The following is an 18,621-nucleotide window of genomic DNA, read 5'->3' on the forward strand; positions in this document are numbered from 1 at the left end:
CGGCGCAAATGTGCCTCTCCCTGCGATTCATGCCTTCATGAAACGTTTCATTTAACATTTCGGATCATGCGGGACTTGTCAATACGACTCGGCCGAGATTGAACAAATGTTTATCGGGATATTGAATTGTCACGAATTTTTGTACTGCCGCAGCAGGAAATCCGCTCTCTGCGCCATGAATATGGATTGGCGCATTGATTGGCAGCGACACCTCTTGATATGAGTGAGGTTCAGGAATGGGGTTTCACACAATGGTCAAGGGCAAGGTCCTCGTCACGGGCGCTTCCGGCTTCATCGGACAGGAGCTTGTGCCGCACCTCATGGCCGCCGGTTATCAGGTTACCGGCGCTTCGCGCTCATCGGCGAGCCCGGCGACCCTCCCGATTGAAACGATTCCTCTGCCCTCACCCGCTGCCCCGGACGACGATTTCGCGCGGCTGCTCGCAGGGTTCGATCATGTGGTGCATCTGGCCGCCATCGCCCACACGCGGCTGCCGGAGGCGGCACAACTCTACCACGACGTGAACTGTGTCCTCGCCGCTAAACTCGCCAAGGCTGCGGATCAGGCGATCAGCGGCAAGCTGGTGTTCCTTTCGTCAATCCGGGCGCAATCGGGGGCCACGCAGGAGGGTCTGGTCACCGAGCTGTCGCCGCCCCGGCCAAGCGATGATTACGGCCGGGCAAAACTCGCCGCCGAGGCGGAAATCGCCGCGGCCATGCCAAGGCGCAACTTTACCATCCTGCGTCCCGTCCTTGTCTACGGGCCCGGCGTGAAAGGCAACATGGCGGCCCTGATCCGGCTCGCGGCCCGCAAGATACCCCTGCCGCTGCAGTCACTGACGGGACAACGCTCGGTGCTTGACCGCTCGGCGCTGTGCCGCGCCATCCTGCACAGCCTGTGCAGCACGAACACGGACGGGGGTATCTATATCGTCGCGGACAAGAGTCCCATGACAGCGGCGGCAATCGTCACGGCGATCCGGCATGGCCTAGGCCGGGATGCCGGACTGGTCAGTATTCCCGCCGGGCTCCTGCATCTCGCCGCTGCCATGACCGGCCAGCAGCAGCGCTGGCAAACACTCAACGGCAATCTCGTGGCAAGCGCCGCCCTGCTGGAATCAACCGGCTGGGAACCGACTGTTGATTCCGGCTTGCGGATCGCGCAGTCGGTTTTGCCTGCGAGCCGTGCGTCCGCACGCGATTGATCCCGATTATATGAATATATTCAATGACTTGGATATTGCTTTGACATGGCTGGGGCGCCTGGATTCGAACCAGGGAATGGCGGTACCAAAAACCGCTGCCTTACCACTTGGCTACGCCCCAAAATGCCGATGCGGGTGCATTGCACCGCAGGACAGCGCGGCCTTATAACCTCTGGTTCCAGCTTGCGCAACGTGAATGATTGCCCAGTTTGTCGCTCTTTCACAATTGTTTCGGCATTATTTTCATGACAAGGGTGTGAACAATCCGCCAAGCTCTAGGGTCAGGACTCATTAATATGATCGAAATGGCGCCTGAAACGGCAAGAAGATGCGAGGAGAGATGCGAAGGGCGGGGTCTTTCCCCCGGCCGAGCGGCTCGACACGGCAGCTTGCAGCCGTTTCGGCGTCCGCAGGATATGGTCCATTTGCCCGGCTCCATCGTCGCAAAGACTCGACAATGAACCACATTGCCATCGCCTTTGCTCCTTGTAACCAAACAAATGGCCTTATACCATTTCGACCAGATTAATGGGTCCTGACCCTAGATTAAGGGTGCCGCTGCCTTGTCGCCGATCCTCACCGTCTTTGTCATTGCCGCTATTGCCAGCGCCGTGCTTCTTGCCGTTCTCATCCGGTTGCTGCCCAGCCATTTCCTGGCCGCGGGAATCAATGAACGCTCCAACCACACCCAGCCTGCACGCCAGCTTGGCGGCCTTGCCATCGTGCCGGTGGTCCTGGCGCTCCTCTGGCTGTTCGGCGCGCGGATGGGTCTCGACCAGCGCTTTCTCGTCACCGCGTCCATCGGCGCGCTGATCCTCTGGATCACGGGGATGCTCGACGACCGGTATCACCTGCCGGAAAGCATCCGGATCATCGCGCAGCTGACCGCCGCCTGCCTTTGCGTTTACGGCCTCGGGCCAGATTTCCGCCTGCTGCCGGATTTTTTCCCGGTCCTGCTTGAGCGGGGCCTGCTTGTTCTGGCGCTGGTCTATTTCATCAACCTGACCAATTTCATGGATGGCCTCGACCTGATGGTCGTGTCCGGCCTGGGCATTCCGCTTGCCTTTCTCGCGGGGTTCGCGGCCTTCGGCCTGGCGGGCATGGCCAGCGGCAGCATCGCAGCGGCCATAGCCGGGGGGCTCTGCGGCTTTGCCCTGTTCAATCGCCCCAAGGCCACGGTTTTTCTTGGCGATTCCGGCAGCCTGCCGCTTGGCCTGCTGTGCGGCCTCGCCTTTTTCATGGTCGCCCGCGACATGCGCATTGCCACAGGACTGATCCTGCCGCTGTTTTTCATTGCCGATGCCACGACGACGCTGATCAAGCGCCTGCTCGAGGGCGACAATATTTTCGCCGCTCATTCCAAACATGCCTATCAGGTTGCCAAACGCGCGGGATGGAGCGTGTGGCAGGTTGTGCTGACCGTGGCTGCGCTGAATGTCATTCTGGGCATCTGCGCATTGGCCGCGAGTTCCACCAGCATTCCGGTCCGCCTGACCGGTATTGTGGTGGCGGTTGTTTGCGTCTGTGCCGTGCTGCTGCGCTTTCGCAGACGGACAGCGGCCTGATCAGAGCCTGCGGAAGATGGCGGCGAGATAAAGCCCGATCTGGCCCGGGAGGGTCTGCCGGTAAACGCCCGACTGATGCAGGGCGAGAATGCGCCGGATGACATTGTCGGATCGCACCTTCCAGTAGAGATCGCAGGTCGCCTGTGCTTCGGCGGTCAGCAGATCGCGGTTGCGCACCAGCCCCTGAATGTTGAGATCGGCCCGATCGGCAAACCGGACGGCGAAGCGGGCGCGCAAGGCAGCCAGTTGCCCCTGCCAGCCCTCGCCACGGCTCGGCTGGCGGTGCCGCACCAGCGGCTGCGGGTCAAAATGCACCACGCCACCGGCGCCGGAGACAATCAGATACAACCACCAGTCATGGCTTGAAAATTGCGTCGTCCGGCACGACGCCGCGAGAAGATCATGCGCCTTGCGGTTGAAAAGCATCGTGCTGCCCGCGGCGATGTTCTGGACCAGTGCATTGCGGAATTCCGCCGGGCGCACATAAAGCGGCGACGAACCGACGATGGCGCCGTTTTCGGCAATGGTAAGCGTCCGCGAACAGAAGAGGGATGGCACGGCAAAAGCATTGTGCTCGATCCAGCGGATGGAGGCGGCAAGCTTTTCCGGCTCCCAGATATCGTCCTGATCGGCAAAGGCATAATATTCCGCCTCGATGGCCGGATTGGTGATCAGCGACCGGAAGTTTTCGCTTCGCCCTTCACCGGCGCCGTGCAGCAGGGTCACCCGGCCCTTGGTCCAGCGCCGTGCCCATTGCTGCAGGATCGCCCGGCTGCCATCCGTCGATCCATCGTCCGAGACCCACAGATCGATATCGGGATAGGTTTGCGCGGCGATGGAGGCCAATTGCGCGTCGAGACATGCGGCACCATTGAAGGTTTCCAGGAGGACGGCAACCGTTCCTGATGATGGAGCCCTTTTCAACAACCGCTATCCCGCTCTGTGTCTGTTTCGGTGAAACCAGTGCAGCTGTTTCTGCACGGGAATCTCGCCAAGATTGAGGTCCCGTGTTAACTGAGAGCCTTCTCGAAAAGCAGGGCCCGCACGGCATCCGGGTTTTGTTGTGCGATCAGTTCGCGCAGTTCTTCGACCGCTGCAGGCAGATGGTCGACCGGCGCCACCCGCCGTCTGGCGCGCAGAATCTTGGAATGGCTCGTCGCCGAAACACCTGTCGGATCGTAGAAGAGTTCCTCATGCAGCTTTTCGCCGTCGCGGATACCGATCGTGACGACCTCGATGTCGCCATGGGGGTTTTTGCCGTCCTTCACCGACAGCCCCGCCAGGAGGATCATATTTTCGGCGAGATCACGAATACGCACGGCGTCGCCCATTTCCAGAAGCAGGATGTCACCGCCCTCCGACAAAGCGCCGGCCTGGATGATCAGTTCCGCCGCCTCGCGGACCGACATGAAATAGCGGGTCATTTCGTCATGGGTCACCGTCAGCGGACCGCCATGGGCGATCTGCTCGCGGAACAGCGGAACGACAGAACCGCTGGAACCGATGACATTGCCGAAGCGGACGCAGGTGAATATCTGGCCGGTGCCGCGCGTCTTCGCCACGTCGCCATGGTAGCGCACGATCAGCTCGGCCCAACGCTTGGTTGCACCCATGACATTGGATGGACGCACTGCTTTGTCGGACGAGATGAGGACGAAATTGCGGACACCCGCCTCGCGGGCCACGGCCGCCAGAACATCGGTGCCGATGACATTGTTGCGGGCGCCTTCGACGACGTTTTCCTCGACCAGCGGCACATGCTTGTAAGCGGCGCAATGGTAGACGTTCTCCACCTTGTGCTGATCGAGCACCACCTTGAGCAGCGGGCCATCACTGATCGAGCCAAGGACAGGCACCAGAACGCAATCGCTGATACCGGCAAGTTCGCGGTGAAGCTGATAGATGCTGTGCTCGTTCACATCGAACAGCACGAGCTTGGCCGGCGCCAGCTTGACGATCGTCCGGCAGAGTTCCGAACCGATGGATCCGCCGGCACCGGTCACCAGGATGACACGGTTTTCCACCGTCTTGTCGAGAAGGTCGGGGTGGGCCGGCACCGGCGAGCGCCCCAGGAGATCGTCGATATCGATATCGCGCAGATGGCTGACAATGTATTTCCCGGCCGTCAGGTCGGAAATCGCCGGCAGGATGCGCACCTTGACATTGAGCGACTTGAGCTTGCCCATCAGCAAACGGCGCTGATTGCCGCTCAGCGACGAGGTGGTCACGATCATTTCGTTGATGCCGAAACTGTCGATGAGATCTTCGATCTGCGCCGTCGGGTAGACGCGGATGCCGAGGATGTCCATGCCATGCAGCGTGGCATCGTCATCGATGAAACCGGCGACGAAAACCTCGTTCTGGCTGCGCAGCGCATTGGCCAGCTGCCGCCCCGCATCGCCGGCGCCGAATATCAGGCACTGCCGGGCCAGGAGTTTTTCACGAATCGGGCTCCACAGCAGCCATTTGGCCGCAAAGCGGCTGCCGCAGATCAGGACAACGGCGAGGACCCAATACAAAAAGGGGACGGCGCGCGGCACGCCTTCGGCACCGGTCATCTGGGTCAGAAACGCGACAACCACCCAGATGATCACCGAAAAGGTCACCGCCTGCATCATCGTCCAGATGGCTTTATCCGGCAGATAGCGAATAACCGCCCGGTAAAGGCCAAACCGGATAAACACCGGCGATGCGATCAGGGGAGCAGCGATCATCAGCATCGCCTGCTCGGTATTGGGCATAAACAGGGTGTTGAACCGCAGCACGTAGCTGAACCAGGCCGCAAATGTCAGCACCACCATGTCAAAGCTGACAAGGAGCACCTGCTTGTAACGACGCGGCATCATGGCGATGCGTTGCCGAAAATTTTCCAATTTCATTGATCCTCGGTGCTTACGGAATGCCTGGGTGACATGAGAAACTGCAATTTTCCTTAAAGTCCAATTTGAGGCATTTGTGAGATTGAGATGCTCATCCTTAGATTCCCCAATAGTTTCAAGACCAGTAACATAGGGTTACATAAATGCAATCATCGTCTGGCGGTCAATTGGCGGTTGTCCTTTCAGCCACTTTATCCAACACAGACTGGCAGCGTTTATCCTTGGCTTTTTTCCAACGATGGAACAATGACCCATGGACCAGACACCGAACCTTCAGCTCCCCTACATCGCACCGTCGCAAGCCCAGAAGCATGTCACCCATAATGAGGCCATCCGGGCGCTGGATGCCCTGGTGCAGCTTTGCGTGGCCAGCAGAACACTCAAAGAGCCGCCGGCCGAGCCGCGGGAAGGCAACCGGTATTGCATCGCACCCGGCGCGTCCGGTGCGTGGGGCGGCAAGGACGGGCACATCGCGGCATGGCAGGATGGCGCGTGGGCATTCCTCCAGCCGCGGGACGGATGGCGCGCATGGATCGTTGCCGAGAATTGCCTTACAATTTTCAATCAGGGACAGTGGATCGATTTCCGTCCGGCACCAAATCCCGTCGACCGCCTCGGCATCCAAGCGCAGGCGGATGACACGAACCGCCTGAGCGTGAAGAGCCCCGCCTCACTGTTCGACCATGCGGGCAGCGGGCATCAGCTGAAAATCAACAAGGCAGGCGACCAGCAGCTCGCATCCATTCTTTTTCAGTCGGCCTATCAGGGCCGCGTCGAGATCGGCACGATCTGGAACCGGGATTTTTCCATCAAGACCAGCATCGACGGCAAGGACTGGCGGGATATCCTGCTTGCCGACAGCAGAACCGGGGCCGTGCAGTTTCCCGGTGGCATCGTCCAGCCGAGGACGGGCAAGAAACTGTCCGGGCTGATTTTTCTGCCCGATGGCGGCGGCACCGCCGTTCTTGAACCCGCCGCCGGCAGCGTTGTCTGTGCATCCGTCTCTGCCGACCTGCTGTCCCTCAAAGGCAAGGCGGCGGCGGGCATCTTTCCCACAGGTATGCGCGGCATCGCGATGGTCCGCATCTGGAACACCAGCAAATCGCCGGCTCAGTCGGCCTGGGCGAAATGGGATACCGCTGCCGATCAGCTGCAGGTCAGCGATCCCGCCCATATCCGGCCATGGGCCGCGGGCGACGCGATCCAGACCGCCGATCCGGCCAATCAGACCATCGCTCTCGATATCTCGCCGCTCATGCAAAAGCAGCTCGGCGGGGCCTTCCCGCAGGATGGGGTATTGCTGGGTAACGGTGCGGGCGGGGATGTGACAATCCCATGCCCCATCGCTTCACCGGCATCATCCTGCAATCTGCTCATCTTCAAAGCCGACGAGCGCAGGCGATTCAATGTGATCGGGATTTACGGGTGAGCGGCACTGGTTTTTATCGTGCGTGGTTCAACAAGCGCACCACTGTACTGCAAAACGTTCCTCAGCTGCCGCGATAGGTTGAGTAGGACCATGGCGTCACCAAGAGCGGCACGTGGTAGTTCGCCTCCACATCCGCGATGGCAAAGCGGATGGGCACCACATCGAGAAAGGCGGGTTGCGCCAAAACAGCGCCCTTTGCCCGAAAATATGCCTCGACAAAGAAACTGAGCTCGTAGCGCCCGACCGCCATTTCGCCGGGCGGCAACAGCAGCGCGTCGGTACGGCCATCGGCATTGGTGACCGTTGTTTTGAGCAGATGCCTGATCTCATCCGCATCGATCCGATGCAGTTTCAGCGTCATGCCTGCGGCAGGGCACCCGGCCGCCGTATCCAGCACATGTGTGGACAGTTTTCCCATGGATGACCTCTCAGGCTAGCAGATCGTCGAGGCGGAACCGGGCGATCAGGGCAATCTGGCGCAGGGCTTCAGCCACCTCTTCGCCGGCGTTGTTCTGCAGCCGCGTCCTGAATGCCGCCAGGATGGAATGCTTGTCATGACCGCGCACGGCGAGAATGAACGGAAAGCCGAACCGCCGCTGATAGCCGTCATTCAACCGGTGAAATTCGTCGAATTCGCCGTCCGTCAGCCGGTCGAGCCCGGCGCCCTTCTGTTCGCTGGTCGAGTGCACCGTCAGGCTGCCCTGGCGGGCGGCCTTGCCTGCAAGGTCAGGATGCGCTCGGATGAGGCCAAGCTGCGCCACCTGCCCGGCCTTGTCGACGGCACCGGCCATGGCCGCGTGCAGGAGTTCCACACTGGCGAAGGGCCGCAGCGGCACCACGGCTTCCGCAACCCAGGGCGAATGCTCGAAAATACCGCCCAGCGCCTTGACGAAGGTTTCAGGCGTGGCATCGTTCAGTTCATCGAGAGTCATCGAGACCTTTCTTCATGCATTGTTTCAGTGCGTTCACCGCACGCAGCACGTTTTCCGGCGTCGCGGGCGCATCGAGCCGGGGAGCGATGGCACCCTGCGCCAGCGAGGCAATGGCATCACGGATGGCGAGCCAGACGGAGACGCCGAGCATCAGCGGCGGCTCGCCGATGGCCTTGGAACGGAACACCGTTTCCTCGCGGTTGGGCGCGTTGTCGAGAATACGCACATTGAATTCCGGCGGGACATCGCGCGATCCCGGTATCTTGTAGGTGGACGGTCCGACGGTGCGCAGCCTGCCCGTCTTGTCCCACCAGAGTTCCTCGCAGGTCAGCCATCCCATGCCCTGGACAAAGGCGCCCTCGATCTGGCCGAGATCAATCGCCGGGTTCAGCGGCGAGCCGACATCCTGCAGGATATCGGCGCGCAGGCAGCGCGTCTCGCCGGTCAGCGTATCCACGGCCACTTCCGTCACCGCCGCGCCATAGGTGAAATAGAAGAAGGGCCTGCCCTTCATCGTCTTGCCGTCCCAATGGATTTTCGGCGTGGCGTAATGCCCGGCTTCCGACAACTGCACCCGCTTGAGCCAGGCCATCTTGGCCAGTTCGCCGAAGGATATGGATTCGTTGTCGGCGTGGACGCGGCCTTCGCGGTAGACGATGGCCGCCTCCTGCACGCCGAAATGTTCGGCGGCAACGGCGGTCATGCGCGCCTTGATCGCCGTGGCTGCCTTGAAGGCCGCCATGCCGTTGAGATCGGAGCCGGTGGACGCCGCCGTGGCGCTGGTGTTCGGCACCTTGCCCGTCGCGGTGGAGGAGATGCGCACCATGTCGAGCTCGACCTGGAAGACTTCCGCCACGACCTGCGCCACCTTGACGAACAAGCCCTGCCCCATTTCCGTGCCGCCGTGGTTGAGGAAAATCGAACCGTCGAGATAGACGTGCACCAGCGCACCGGCCTGATTGAGCGAGGTCAGGTTGAAGGAAATACCGAACTTGACCGGCATCATCGCCAGCCCCCGGCGGATGACCGGATTGGCAGCGTTATGCGCATCGATCTCGGCGCGCCGCTGGCGCCAGTCGGCCGAGGCCAGCACGGCTTCGGTCACCTCGATCAGCCGGTTGTCTTCGACCGGCTGGCCATAGGGTGTCACCGCGCCGGTTTCGTCGCCGTAATAGTTGATGGCGCGGACGTTGTTGGGATCGAGCTGCAGTTCCCGCGCGATGGTATCGATGATGTTCTCGATGGTCAGGATGCCCTGCGGCCCGCCGAATCCCCGGAAGGCGGTGTTGGAAACCGTATTGGTCTTGCAGGCATGGCCGATAAAGCGGGCGTGGGGAATATGGTAGGCATTGTCCGTATGCGTCAGTGTGCGGGTAATGACAGGGCCGGTGAGGTCAGGCAGGTTTCCGGCGCGGGCGAGATATTCCACATCCAGCCCGCGAATGCGGCCGCGTGAATCGACACCGACTTTCCAGTTGGCCACATAATCGTGCCGCTTGCCGGTTCCCGCCATGTCGTCGCGGCGTTTCAGCCGCAGCTTGCACGGCTTTCCCGTCTTGGCAGCCACCAGCGCCGCCGCCCCGGCGATGATCGTCGCCTGGCTTTCCTTGCCGCCGAAGCCGCCGCCCATGCGCCGCACCTGGCATTCCACGGCATTGGCATGCAGGCCGAGGATCAGCGCCACATGGTGCTGCACCTCCGTTGGATGCTGCGTCGAGGAGTGCACCAGCATCTCGCCATTTTCACCGGGAATGGCATAGGCAATCTGGGTTTCCAGATAAAAATGATCCTGTCCGCCCATGTGCAGCGTGCCGGACAGAATATGCGGTGCACCGGCAATCGCCGTCGCGGCATCGCCGTCGATGACTTCCTGCGGCGGCAGGACATAGCTCCTGCGTCGGTGGGCGTCCTCGATATCCAGCACCGGCTCCAGCGGTTCGATGTCGACTTTTACCTTCTTCGCGGCGCGGTAGGCCGTTTCGAAATCGCGGGCGGCAACGACAGCGATGACCCGCCCTTCATGATCGACGATATCCTCGGCGAACAGCGTTTCGCCATTGAGGATCGGGCCGACCTCGTTGTGGCCGGGCACATCCCTCGCCCACCAGACACCTGCCACGCCGTCCATGGCCAGCGCCGGCGCCGGGTCGATGGATTTCAGCCGCCCGTGGGCGACCGGCGAGAGCACGAATGCCGCGTGCAGCGTGCCCGGCAGTTCGGGCATGTCGTCGATGTAGTTCGCCTCGCCCGCCACGTGGCGTGCGGCGGAATCATGGGCAATGCCCTTGCCGACGATGCTACGCTGGACGGTGTGGGGAGCATTGTCGGTCATAGCGCCATCACTTCCACGGTCTCGCCGGAGACATCCCGCCAGAACCGTTCAACCAGATTGGCTGCCACCTGCAGGCGGTAATCCGCACTGCCGCGCCAGTCGCTGAGCGGCTTGAACGTCGCGGTGATCGCCGCCGCGCAGGCTTCGACCGCTTTCGCATCGAACTGCGTGCCGACCAGCGCCTGCTCGGCTGCCACCGCCCGGCGCGGTGTTGCCGCCATGCCGCCGAAGGCGATGCGCGCGCTGCGCACCTGCCCATCCTCGCGGGTGACGGAAAAGGCGGCGCAGACCGTCGAGATATCCTGATCGTAGCGTTTGGAAATCTTGTAGACGCGAAAATCCTGCCCTGGCTTCGGCTTGGGGATGGAGACCGATGCGATCACTTCGTCGGCCCGCAACTCCGTCTTGCGATAGTCGAGGAAGAAATCCTCCAGCGCCATGAACCGGCGGCCGTTGAGCGAGGCCAGTTCCACATCGGCACCCAGCGCGATCAAGGCAGGCGGGCCGTCGCCGATCGGGCTTGCGGTGCCGATATTGCCGCCAATGGTTCCCATGGAGCGGATCTGGGTCGAGCCGAAACGGCGGATAAGCGTGGCAAAGGACGGATAGGAACCGGCAACGCGCGCCAGCACCTCCTCCCAGGTCACGGCAGCGCCGAAACTCAGGTGGTTGTCCGTCTCGCCGATGGCCCGCATTTCCCGCACATGCGCCAGCGAAATGACCTCGTCCCAATCCGTATGATAATCGGCCAGCGCCACGCCGAGATCGGTGCCGCCGCCGAGCAGCAACGCATCCGGTCTGTCCTTGCGCAGTTGCAAAAGGTCTGCCAGCGTTTGCGGCTGGTGGAAGGTGGAGCCATCGGTCGATACCGCCTTTTGCGGCTCCATCTCGGCGAATGCCCTCACCTCAAGGCCCGGTATCGGGGCGCCGCCAGCGCCCGCCACCTTGCGGGCGGCTTCAACGATGGGGCGGTAGCCGGTGCAACGGCAGAGATTGCCCGCCAGCGCATCGTGGATTTCGTGGTCATCGGGATGTGCCGTGCTGGCGGCAAGGCCGGCCAGCGAAATGACGATGCCCGGCGTGCAGAAGCCGCACTGCGACGAGCCGTTTTCCGCCATTGCCGCCTGTACGGGATGCAGGACTTCGGTTTTCAGGCCTTCGACGGTGACCAGCGCCCGCCCATCGATCTGACCCATGGCGAGAATGCAGCTGTTGGCGGCGTGATAGCGCACCGAATCACCGGAGGGATCGCCGATCAGCACCGAGCAGGCGCCGCAGTCGCCCTCGGCACAGCCTTCCTTGGTTCCCGTCAGCCGCGGCGCGCTGCGCAGCCAGTCGAGCACCGTCATATCCGGCCGGACCGACGCCAGCTGTTTTTGACCATTGAGAAAAAATTTGATCGTTTGTGACATGGTGCACAGCTTCATCCGGCAGCGATGAAGCGTCAAGGGGCAGAGGGAAGTTCGTGGTGTCTTGGTGCGTGGTTCGACAAGCTCACCATGAGGGACGTGGTTTGGCTGCAATGCCAATCGCAAAGGTTGCAGAATATAGCTCCCTGCAATCCTCACTCTCCCTCATGGTGAGCTTGTCGAACCACGCACCGCCTATCTGCGATTCAGACCGTTTCGATCCGATAAACCACATCCCCGAAGAAAAACTCTTCCAGATTGTCCCCTGTACCGCCGCGATCGACCACGAGGAAATCCGACGCCGCTTCCAGCGAAATCAACGGGTGATGCCAGACATTGCGGCCGTAATTGACGCCCTGATTGCCCTGTGCCAGGAACGCTCTCGGCTGGCCCGGACGGCCCGCATCGTCTTCCGCCACGACGATGAGAAACGGCCGGTCCTGCAGCGGATAGAAAGCCTGGCTGCCCAGCGGATGGCGCTCGAGCATCGCGATGTCGATGGGCGGTGCGAAAGCCTGTCCACGAAAAATATTGATCAGAACCCGGGCCTCCGCCCCAGTCACATCGACATGGGCCAGATCGTGAAAACGCTGCGTGGTGCCATTGTTGATCAGGCGTACGTCGGCACCCTCGGTTTCGATCACATCGCCAAAGGGTTCGAACGCCGCGCGGGTCAGCGGCTGGACAGCAAGCAGAAGGATGGTCATACGGCACTGTCCGGGCGATGATGCTCATGCCAGTGGCGCGCGATATCGATGCGGCGCGTCACCCAGGCTGCCTCGTGCCCCTGCACATAATCCAGGAACCGCTCCAGCGCCGCCGCCCGTCCGGGGCGTCCGACAAGACGGCAATGCAGGCCGACGGACATCATCTTGGCTGCGCCTTCCTGCCCTTCCCGGTAGAGCACGTCGAACGTGTCCTTGAGATAGGTGAAAAACTGGTCGCCGGTGTTGAAACCCTGCGGCGTGGCAAACCGCATGTCGTTGGCATCGAGCGTATAGGGAACAATCAGATGCGGACCCTTCGGCCCTTTCACCCAATAGGGCAGTTCATCGGCATAGCTGTCAGCGGAATAGACGAAACCGCCCTCCTCCATGACGATCTTCAGCGTGTTGTCCGAGGGCTTGCCCTGATAGATGCCAAGCGGGCGCGTGCCGGTGATTTCGGTGTGCAGCCGCACGGCTTCAAGAATGTGCTGGCGCTCGATGTCTTCCGGAAAATCCTTGTACTCCAGCCAGCGCAGGCCGTGGCTGGCGATTTCCCAATCGGCTTCCTGCATGGCGGCCACTGCTTCCGGGTTGCGCGCCATGGCCAGCGTCACGCCGTAGACCGTGACCGGCAGGTTGCGGCGGGTAAAGATGCGCCACAGCCGCCAGAAGCCGGCACGGGAGCCGTATTCATAGATGGATTCCATGTTGAGATTGCGCTGTCCCGGCCACGCCGCCGCACCGACGATTTCCGAGAGCAGGTTTTCCGACGCCGGATCATTGTCGAGGATGCAGCTTTCGCCACCCTCCTCGTAATTGATCACGAACTGCACGGCGATGCGGGCATGGCCCGGCCATTTCGGGTCTGGGGTATTGCGGCCGAAGCCGATGAGATCGCGGGGGTAATCGGACACGGAGTGCCTCTCCAACAGACAATGCGGCCCCCCTCCATCCGGCAGGACAGAGGGGGTGCAAAGAGCAGGAATCAGCGGCGCTTGAGCAGCGAGCCGACGGCCGGGACAATGGCGGCGGCCAGCGCCAGCTTCAGGATATCGGCAACGATGAACGGGCCGACGCCGAAGGCAAACGCCTTCTCGAAGCCGAGCAGGTAAGCCATCCAGAGGAAGCCGAGGCTGAGGATGATCGCCTCACCGGCGAGCATGGCAACGCCCATGGCAACGGGGTTGCGGGCAAAGCCCTTGTCAGCGGCAAGACCGACAACCCAGGCGGCGGCGAGATAGGCGACGAGGTAGCCGCCCGTGGTGCCGACCATATAGGCAAGGCCGATGCCCTTTTCCGGCGTTCCGGTGAAAACCGGCATGCCGAGCGCACCTTCGAGCAGGTAAAGCGCCATGGTGGCCACGGCCAGACGCGAGCCATAGGCGGCGGCAATGGCGAAAACGGCGAAGGTCTGCATGGTGACATTGACGAAAACCATGTCGATCTTGGTCTTCGCCGCAAGGGTCATCAGCGCCGTGCCGACAAGGGCAAGCGAGACAAACCATACGGCTTTGGCAAGCTGGCCTTCCGGCTGGAAGGTTTCAGCAAGGGAACGGGTCTGGGCAGCAATCATGTTCTATCCTCCGGATCGGCTTTCGCCATGCGTTGAAAAGGGTATATTGGGGATGACGCCGCAGCGCAATATGCGCAAGGCCATACACAAGGTCCGCACACCCCCATGTCCCTCGTTTTCGACAGTTCTTTTGCGCCGCATTATGGCGAAGCCGTCGAGATTGCGCCTGATATCAAGCGCATCACGGTCAACAATCCCAGCCCCTTCACCTTTTTCGGCACCAACAGTTATCTGATCGGCCGCGATACGCTGGCGCTGATCGATCCGGGCCCGGTTGACGATGCACACCACGCGGCATTGCGGCGCGCCATCGCCGGGCGGCCGGTCAGCCATATCTTTGTCAGCCACACGCACCGGGACCATTCGCCGCTCGCAACGGTGCTGAAAGCCGAGCTTGGCGCGACGCTAGTGGCGGAAGGCCCGCACCGCCCGGCCCGGCCGCTGCATATCGGCGAGGTCAACCTGCTCGATGCCAGCGGCGATTATGATTTCATGCCGGATATCGCCGCCGCCGACAATTCCGTCATTGCAGGCGATGGCTGGGCCCTGCGCACCATTCATACGCCCGGCCATACGGCCAACCACGTGGTGTTCGGGCTTGAGGGAACGGACATCCTGTTTTCCGCCGACCATGTGATGGCCTGGGCCACATCCATCGTGGCGCCGCCCGATGGCTCGATGTCGGACTACATGGCTTCGCTCGACCGGCTCCTCGAGCGGCATGACCGGGTCTATCTTCCCGGCCATGGCGGTGCGGTGACCAAGCCGAAAACTTTTGTGCGCGGCCTGAAAGCCCACCGCAAGATGCGCGAGCGCGCCGTGCTCGAACGGGTCAAGCTGGGCGACCGCACGATCGCCGCCATGGTCAAGGTCATCTACCGGGAAACCGACCCGCGCCTGCACGGCGCGGCGGGGCTGTCGGTGCTTGCCCATCTGGAAGATCTCGTTGCCCGCGGCAAGGTGCATACGGAAGGCAACCCCTCCATCGACGGCGTCTACTGGGCCGGCTGAGTGGTGTCTTCCTCCGGCTGCGCATTCTGCACCTGCGCATCGAGGTCAGCCATGAACTGGGCGATGCGGCCGGCATTTTCGCCGAGATCGTGAATGCCGTAGCGCGAGACCGATCGCATATCGACATAGGTGGTCTCGCCCTCGTCGCTCAGGCGGATGACGACGTCGCTGGTGAAGCCCAGCAGCCAGGTCCGCGCCACGACTTCCATCAGTATTTCCTCGTCGTCGCCGGGCACGCCCTTCTGATCGATGATGGTCCAGCCATTGTTGGTGATCACCGTCACGGCGGCATCGAGAATGCGGTCCGGCGAGCCTTCGTAGCGCCGGCCCGTCACTTCGGGATAGGCCTTGGCCTGCAGGGCACGGCTGTGCGGATCGTTGACCAGCGGGTTCATGCGGTCCGTCCGTTGACCGGCCAGGGCAAACAGCGCCGGAGGCTCGGTGACGTCGGTCGACACGTCATAGATCGCCGGCAGGGTCATCGCCTGATAGACCGTCACGACAAAGGGCCCGAGGACCACCAGCGCGATTACCGCGCCCCAGAAGGCGGACGGGCCGCCGCGGTCGCCGCGGCGCCACAGGCTGGTGAATCCCTTGATGCCGAGCAGCAGCGCCAGCACCGCGAGGCCCGCCACGATGGCGAGCAGCCAGAGAAACTCGGGGGTTTCGATCCGCTCGAAGCGGTGCCCGAGGCCGGACAGGACAAACAGGATGGCCGACAGGAACGCGATCCGCACCGACCATTTGGCGGAAATCGATTGGCGGCGTCGGATGTGGTGTCGCATGGAATCCCGATATGGCTGGTCTGTGACGGACATGAACAGCTAACCGTATTTCCCCGGTGAGACAAGCATTGGAACGGCAGGCCTCGTGGCGCCTGCCGTTGCCAAGGCCCCTGCCCGCTAGACCACAGCCGGGATATAGACCCGCGCTGCCTCGTCGTAGATCATCCCGATGGCCGGATCGGTCCGGCTCATTTTGCCGGTTTCAATGTGGCCGGCATAGCGCCGCAGATATTTGCTGTCCGTGTTCACCGCATCGACGAAGGAAACATCGTACCAGCCGTCTTTGGTGGCGACGTCAACGCGCTTGGTGCCACTGAAAATACGCTTGGGTGCTTCTTTGGAATCGTAGGCGTTGATAAGTTTCAGTTCTCCGTTGGCAGTGGGCCAATTTCGGAAGTGAAAACTGAGTATTTTGCCCTCTTTATCGGGAACGACATGGCAGTTGAAAGAGAGGGCCGCCTCCGTGGGATCAATCGCCATTCCGCGGGCTTCAACCAGATAGCCGTTGGGCCCGTGTACGGCAAAGTGATAGTTCGGGTTAGTAGAGAGAGAAAGCAGCGGGTAAGAAAGGGTGAACTCCGGATCGCCGGGCGGTATTCCTTCCACACTTATGGATTGGGGTTGCGGCAATGTTTGCGCCTCATAGCCGTAAAGCATAAACGACGCACCCAGCTTGCCCGAGTTTGTAAAAACACACTCTGCGTAGGGAGGCATAAGGGGAAACTTAAAATTGACCTGAAAATCGTAACCAAGCGGCAACAGATCGCACTGTGTCCGATCTTGCTTCACTGTAACCGGATTTTTTGCATTGGGATCGGCATTGACATGCTCGATCTTGGGTTTGAGTGGATTATCGGCATTTTTCTTGGCGTTGGTTTTTTCACTGCTGGTAAAAATTTTCACCGGCAACGCTTTATCGATCAGTGTGTCGATTGCTGCGGCGGCCTCGCGGTTAAAGTCGAATGCGCTTGTCAGATCACCGGCGATTGCCCTTCTCCAGGAAGAGACGTTCGGAAGGCTGGGCCGTTTGAAATATTCTCCCTTTGCCGCAAATCGTTTTTCTATCCACGTGTCGAGGAATGAAATGAACGAGGTGTGATCGAATACCTCGGAACAAACACGCCCGCCGGCGCTCCATGGAGAAATGACCAGCATCGGGACACGCATACCCATCCCCAGAGGCCGTGCAGCTTCACGTTCCTGCTTTTCATCGCTTGTTTCTTTATCGACCAGCTTTTCCTTGAATGCATTTTCCGAATTGAAATCACGCCCTTCTTCTTTTCCTGTTTCGTTGTTCAATCTTGTCGAGGTGACCATTATGCCCTCCGACAAAACATTTACGGGCGTGCCCTGCATCGCCATGGCTTCGAAATGACTTAAAGGCGGCACGGGTGGCGGGACATGATCGAAAAAACCGCCATTCTCGTCATAGGTTATGAAGAACGCTGTCTTTTTCCAGATGTCCTTGTTGGCAGCGAACACGCGCAGTATCTCATTCACATAATACTCGCCGAAATGCGGGGGGTATTTGGGGTGCTCGGAAAACGCTTCCGGCGCGATGATCCATGAAACAGCGGGTAAACTACCCGAAGCAACGTCCTGCTCGAACTGCGACGGTTTGTTGGCATCTGTCCGCAAGACAGAGTTTACTCTCTGACTTTTCTCATGGAGCGATGTGTTTTTAATGCGAAAATTTGCAAAGGCTTCCAGGGTATTATTGTCGTAGTTTCCCGTAAATACATCGCTCCCCAAACCATCCTGATAAAACTTCCAGCTCAGGCATTTTTCCAGTTCCTGCCTCACCTTCGGTGCGCGCGATTCAAGGTTTTTGAGCGTGTCTTCCAATACTTCCGGATAGGCCTTCCAATCAGGTCGTCCCAGCACCTTGTGCGGCGTACCGAAGGGAAAATGGCTGTTATCGTAGCGGCCTTTGCTGGTTCCGGTCCAGAAGAAGACGCGATTGGTATCCGTCGCGCCATTGTGCGAACAGAAATAGGCGTCACAGATCGTGAACGCTTTGGCCAGCTTGAAATACAGCGGAATATCCTTTTCGCTGTAGTGGGCCATCGATACAATACCCTTTTGCGGTATCCATTGGTCCATGAGGCCGCTGTTCCACGCGGCTATGCCCGACTTGTAGTCATGGGCAGGGTCTTGCAGGAAGACACCGCCCGCGCCACCCTCCTCGTCCGGCGTATCACCTTGCGGCAGCTGATACGGCTTTACCATTTGCGCCGAACTATCCGACTGCGCCTGGTGCCAGACCGGTTCCCCATTCTTCAATTTCAGCGGCCGCGGATCGCCGAAACCCCTCACACCGCGCAATGTGCCGAAGTAATGGTCGAAGGACCTGTTCTCCTGCATCAGAATGACCACATGCTCGATATCCGCCAGAGAGCCTTTCCGGCACTGCGCCGAAGCGCTCAGCATGTCTTCCACAACAGTCGAACTGGCTAAAGCCTCCTGCATATAGGCCGAACATGCGGCATAGGCGGCGGTGTTGACGCCGGCGATACCGAGCATCTTGATAAAATCGCGTCTGTCCATAGTAGCTTCCTGAAATAATAAAATATTGAAATAACTATCTTTTTTTGGATCGAACGCCTTACTGACAAACCTCGGCAGCAGGCTGCAAGCGAGCAGATTCGGCAGCTTTCAGATGGTTGATCTCATCCTGAAGCCGCCTCATTTCGGCTGCATCCGCGGCAAAACCGGCGTTCTGGTTGGCAAGCGCAGCAATCTGGCCCTTCAGTTCGTCGAACTGTGCCGCGTCAAATGTCGATGCTGAGACGAT

16 protein-coding genes and 1 tRNA gene are annotated in these 18,621 nt (G+C 60.6%); 5 read left to right on the forward strand and 12 right to left on the reverse strand.

Features of this window, described 5'->3' with window-relative positions; all coding sequences use genetic code 11:
* The first annotated feature begins 236 nt into the window (after window positions 1-236).
* On the forward strand, window positions 237-1,205 hold the full coding sequence (locus ACP7B1_RS20105) for an NAD-dependent epimerase/dehydratase family protein (protein ID WP_346305214.1): 969 nt from the start codon (window positions 237-239) through the stop codon (window positions 1,203-1,205).
* 46 nt (window positions 1,206-1,251) lie between these two features.
* On the opposite strand, the gene ACP7B1_RS20110 is transcribed toward ACP7B1_RS20105, so the two are convergent.
* A tRNA-Gln gene (locus ACP7B1_RS20110) sits at window positions 1,252-1,326 on the reverse strand.
* 442 nt (window positions 1,327-1,768) lie between these two features.
* Here ACP7B1_RS20110 and ACP7B1_RS20115 point away from each other — a divergent pair.
* Window positions 1,769-2,770, forward strand: a complete 1,002-nt coding sequence (locus ACP7B1_RS20115) for a glycoside hydrolase (RefSeq protein ID WP_346307863.1) — start codon at window positions 1,769-1,771, stop codon at window positions 2,768-2,770.
* Here the strand turns inward: ACP7B1_RS20115 and ACP7B1_RS20120 are convergent, their stop codons facing one another.
* Both ACP7B1_RS20120 and ACP7B1_RS20125 read right to left on the reverse strand, forming a co-directional pair.
* The gene (locus ACP7B1_RS20120; protein WP_346307864.1) at window positions 2,771-3,694 is read right to left on the reverse strand and encodes a glycosyltransferase; all 924 of its coding nucleotides are present in this window, start codon (window positions 3,692-3,694) and stop codon (window positions 2,771-2,773) included.
* A gap of 86 nt (window positions 3,695-3,780) precedes the next feature.
* A complete protein-coding gene (locus tag ACP7B1_RS20125) occupies window positions 3,781-5,649 on the reverse strand; it encodes a nucleoside-diphosphate sugar epimerase/dehydratase (protein WP_346307865.1) in 1,869 nt (622 codons plus the stop codon).
* Between the two features lie 253 nt (window positions 5,650-5,902).
* Here ACP7B1_RS20125 and ACP7B1_RS20130 point away from each other — a divergent pair, with 253 nt between their 5' ends.
* Complete coding sequence (locus tag ACP7B1_RS20130; RefSeq protein WP_346307347.1) at window positions 5,903-7,078, forward strand: DUF2793 domain-containing protein; 1,176 nt, start codon at window positions 5,903-5,905, stop codon at window positions 7,076-7,078.
* Between the two features lie 61 nt (window positions 7,079-7,139).
* On the opposite strand, the gene uraH is transcribed toward ACP7B1_RS20130, so the two are convergent.
* The 7 genes from uraH to ACP7B1_RS20165 all read right to left on the reverse strand — a co-directional run bounded on the left by uraH (window position 7,140) and on the right by ACP7B1_RS20165 (window position 14,031).
* The gene (gene uraH, locus ACP7B1_RS20135; RefSeq protein ID WP_426137218.1) at window positions 7,140-7,496 is read right to left on the reverse strand and encodes a hydroxyisourate hydrolase; all 357 of its coding nucleotides are present in this window, start codon (window positions 7,494-7,496) and stop codon (window positions 7,140-7,142) included.
* 10 nt (window positions 7,497-7,506) lie between these two features.
* Window positions 7,507-8,010 (reverse strand): 2-oxo-4-hydroxy-4-carboxy-5-ureidoimidazoline decarboxylase, encoded by a 504-nt coding sequence (gene uraD / locus ACP7B1_RS20140; RefSeq protein ID WP_346307349.1) that lies wholly within the window; start codon window positions 8,008-8,010, stop codon window positions 7,507-7,509.
* Window positions 7,997-10,342, reverse strand: coding sequence for a xanthine dehydrogenase molybdopterin binding subunit (gene xdhB, locus ACP7B1_RS20145; protein ID WP_346307350.1), 2,346 nt, complete (start codon window positions 10,340-10,342; stop codon window positions 7,997-7,999). Before xdhB ends, uraD begins: the two co-directional genes overlap by 14 nt.
* Complete coding sequence (gene xdhA, locus ACP7B1_RS20150) at window positions 10,339-11,754, reverse strand: xanthine dehydrogenase small subunit (RefSeq protein ID WP_346307351.1); 1,416 nt, start codon at window positions 11,752-11,754, stop codon at window positions 10,339-10,341. Before xdhA ends, xdhB begins: the two co-directional genes overlap by 4 nt.
* Before the next feature lie 203 nt (window positions 11,755-11,957).
* Entirely contained in the window at window positions 11,958-12,458 is a 501-nt protein-coding gene (locus ACP7B1_RS20155; protein WP_346306499.1) for an ureidoglycolate lyase, read from the reverse strand.
* Window positions 12,455-13,372 (reverse strand): allantoinase PuuE, encoded by a 918-nt coding sequence (gene puuE, locus ACP7B1_RS20160; protein ID WP_426137219.1) that lies wholly within the window; start codon window positions 13,370-13,372, stop codon window positions 12,455-12,457. Before puuE ends, ACP7B1_RS20155 begins: the two co-directional genes overlap by 4 nt.
* Before the next feature lie 71 nt (window positions 13,373-13,443).
* Window positions 13,444-14,031: a biotin transporter BioY gene (locus ACP7B1_RS20165; RefSeq protein ID WP_346306500.1), complete on the reverse strand. Its 588-nt coding sequence runs from the start codon at window positions 14,029-14,031 to the stop codon at window positions 13,444-13,446.
* A 105-nt stretch (window positions 14,032-14,136) separates the two neighbouring features.
* Between ACP7B1_RS20165 and ACP7B1_RS20170 the strand changes: the two genes are divergently transcribed.
* A complete protein-coding gene (locus ACP7B1_RS20170) occupies window positions 14,137-15,042 on the forward strand; it encodes an MBL fold metallo-hydrolase (protein WP_346306501.1) in 906 nt (301 codons plus the stop codon).
* On the opposite strand, the gene ACP7B1_RS20175 is transcribed toward ACP7B1_RS20170, so the two are convergent.
* Window positions 15,027-15,827, reverse strand: coding sequence for a DUF1499 domain-containing protein (locus tag ACP7B1_RS20175; protein WP_346306502.1), 801 nt, complete (start codon window positions 15,825-15,827; stop codon window positions 15,027-15,029). The two genes, ACP7B1_RS20170 and ACP7B1_RS20175, sit on opposite strands and share 16 nt — an antisense overlap.
* 117 nt (window positions 15,828-15,944) lie before the next feature.
* On the reverse strand, window positions 15,945-18,374 hold the full coding sequence (locus tag ACP7B1_RS20180) for an alkaline phosphatase family protein (protein ID WP_346306503.1): 2,430 nt from the start codon (window positions 18,372-18,374) through the stop codon (window positions 15,945-15,947).
* 112 nt (window positions 18,375-18,486) lie between these two features.
* Here ACP7B1_RS20180 and ACP7B1_RS20185 point away from each other — a divergent pair, with 112 nt between their 5' ends.
* Window positions 18,487-18,615, forward strand: a complete 129-nt coding sequence (locus ACP7B1_RS20185; protein ID WP_346306504.1) for a hypothetical protein — start codon at window positions 18,487-18,489, stop codon at window positions 18,613-18,615.
* Window positions 18,616-18,621: the final 6 nt, after the last annotated feature.

Origin of the sequence: Phyllobacterium sp. SL163, from assembly GCF_049896885.1 — a bacterium.
GTDB lineage: Bacteria > Pseudomonadota > Alphaproteobacteria > Rhizobiales > Rhizobiaceae > Phyllobacterium > Phyllobacterium calauticae.

Excerpts from the sequence above, each read along its gene's own strand:
- ACP7B1_RS20170 (WP_346306501.1), top strand. The coding sequence starts at position 14,137 with ATGTCCCTCGTTTTCGACAGTTCTTTTGCGCCGCATTATGGCGAAGCC.
- ACP7B1_RS20125 (WP_346307865.1), bottom strand. The coding sequence starts at position 5,649 with ATGAAATTGGAAAATTTTCGGCAACGCATCGCCATGATGCCGCGTCGT.
- xdhA (WP_346307351.1), bottom strand. The coding sequence starts at position 11,754 with ATGTCACAAACGATCAAATTTTTTCTCAATGGTCAAAAACAGCTGGCG.
- ACP7B1_RS20155 (WP_346306499.1), bottom strand. The coding sequence starts at position 12,458 with ATGACCATCCTTCTGCTTGCTGTCCAGCCGCTGACCCGCGCGGCGTTC.
- uraD (WP_346307349.1), bottom strand. The coding sequence starts at position 8,010 with ATGACTCTCGATGAACTGAACGATGCCACGCCTGAAACCTTCGTCAAG.
- ACP7B1_RS20175 (WP_346306502.1), bottom strand. The coding sequence starts at position 15,827 with ATGCGACACCACATCCGACGCCGCCAATCGATTTCCGCCAAATGGTCG.
- ACP7B1_RS20180 (WP_346306503.1), bottom strand. The coding sequence starts at position 18,374 with ATGGACAGACGCGATTTTATCAAGATGCTCGGTATCGCCGGCGTCAAC.
- ACP7B1_RS20105 (WP_346305214.1), top strand. The coding sequence starts at position 237 with ATGGGGTTTCACACAATGGTCAAGGGCAAGGTCCTCGTCACGGGCGCT.
- ACP7B1_RS20130 (WP_346307347.1), top strand. The coding sequence starts at position 5,903 with ATGGACCAGACACCGAACCTTCAGCTCCCCTACATCGCACCGTCGCAA.
- ACP7B1_RS20185 (WP_346306504.1), top strand. The coding sequence starts at position 18,487 with ATGGTTGATCTCATCCTGAAGCCGCCTCATTTCGGCTGCATCCGCGGC.
- ACP7B1_RS20165 (WP_346306500.1), bottom strand. The coding sequence starts at position 14,031 with ATGATTGCTGCCCAGACCCGTTCCCTTGCTGAAACCTTCCAGCCGGAA.
- uraH (WP_426137218.1), bottom strand. The coding sequence starts at position 7,496 with ATGGGAAAACTGTCCACACATGTGCTGGATACGGCGGCCGGGTGCCCT.
- xdhB (WP_346307350.1), bottom strand. The coding sequence starts at position 10,342 with ATGACCGACAATGCTCCCCACACCGTCCAGCGTAGCATCGTCGGCAAG.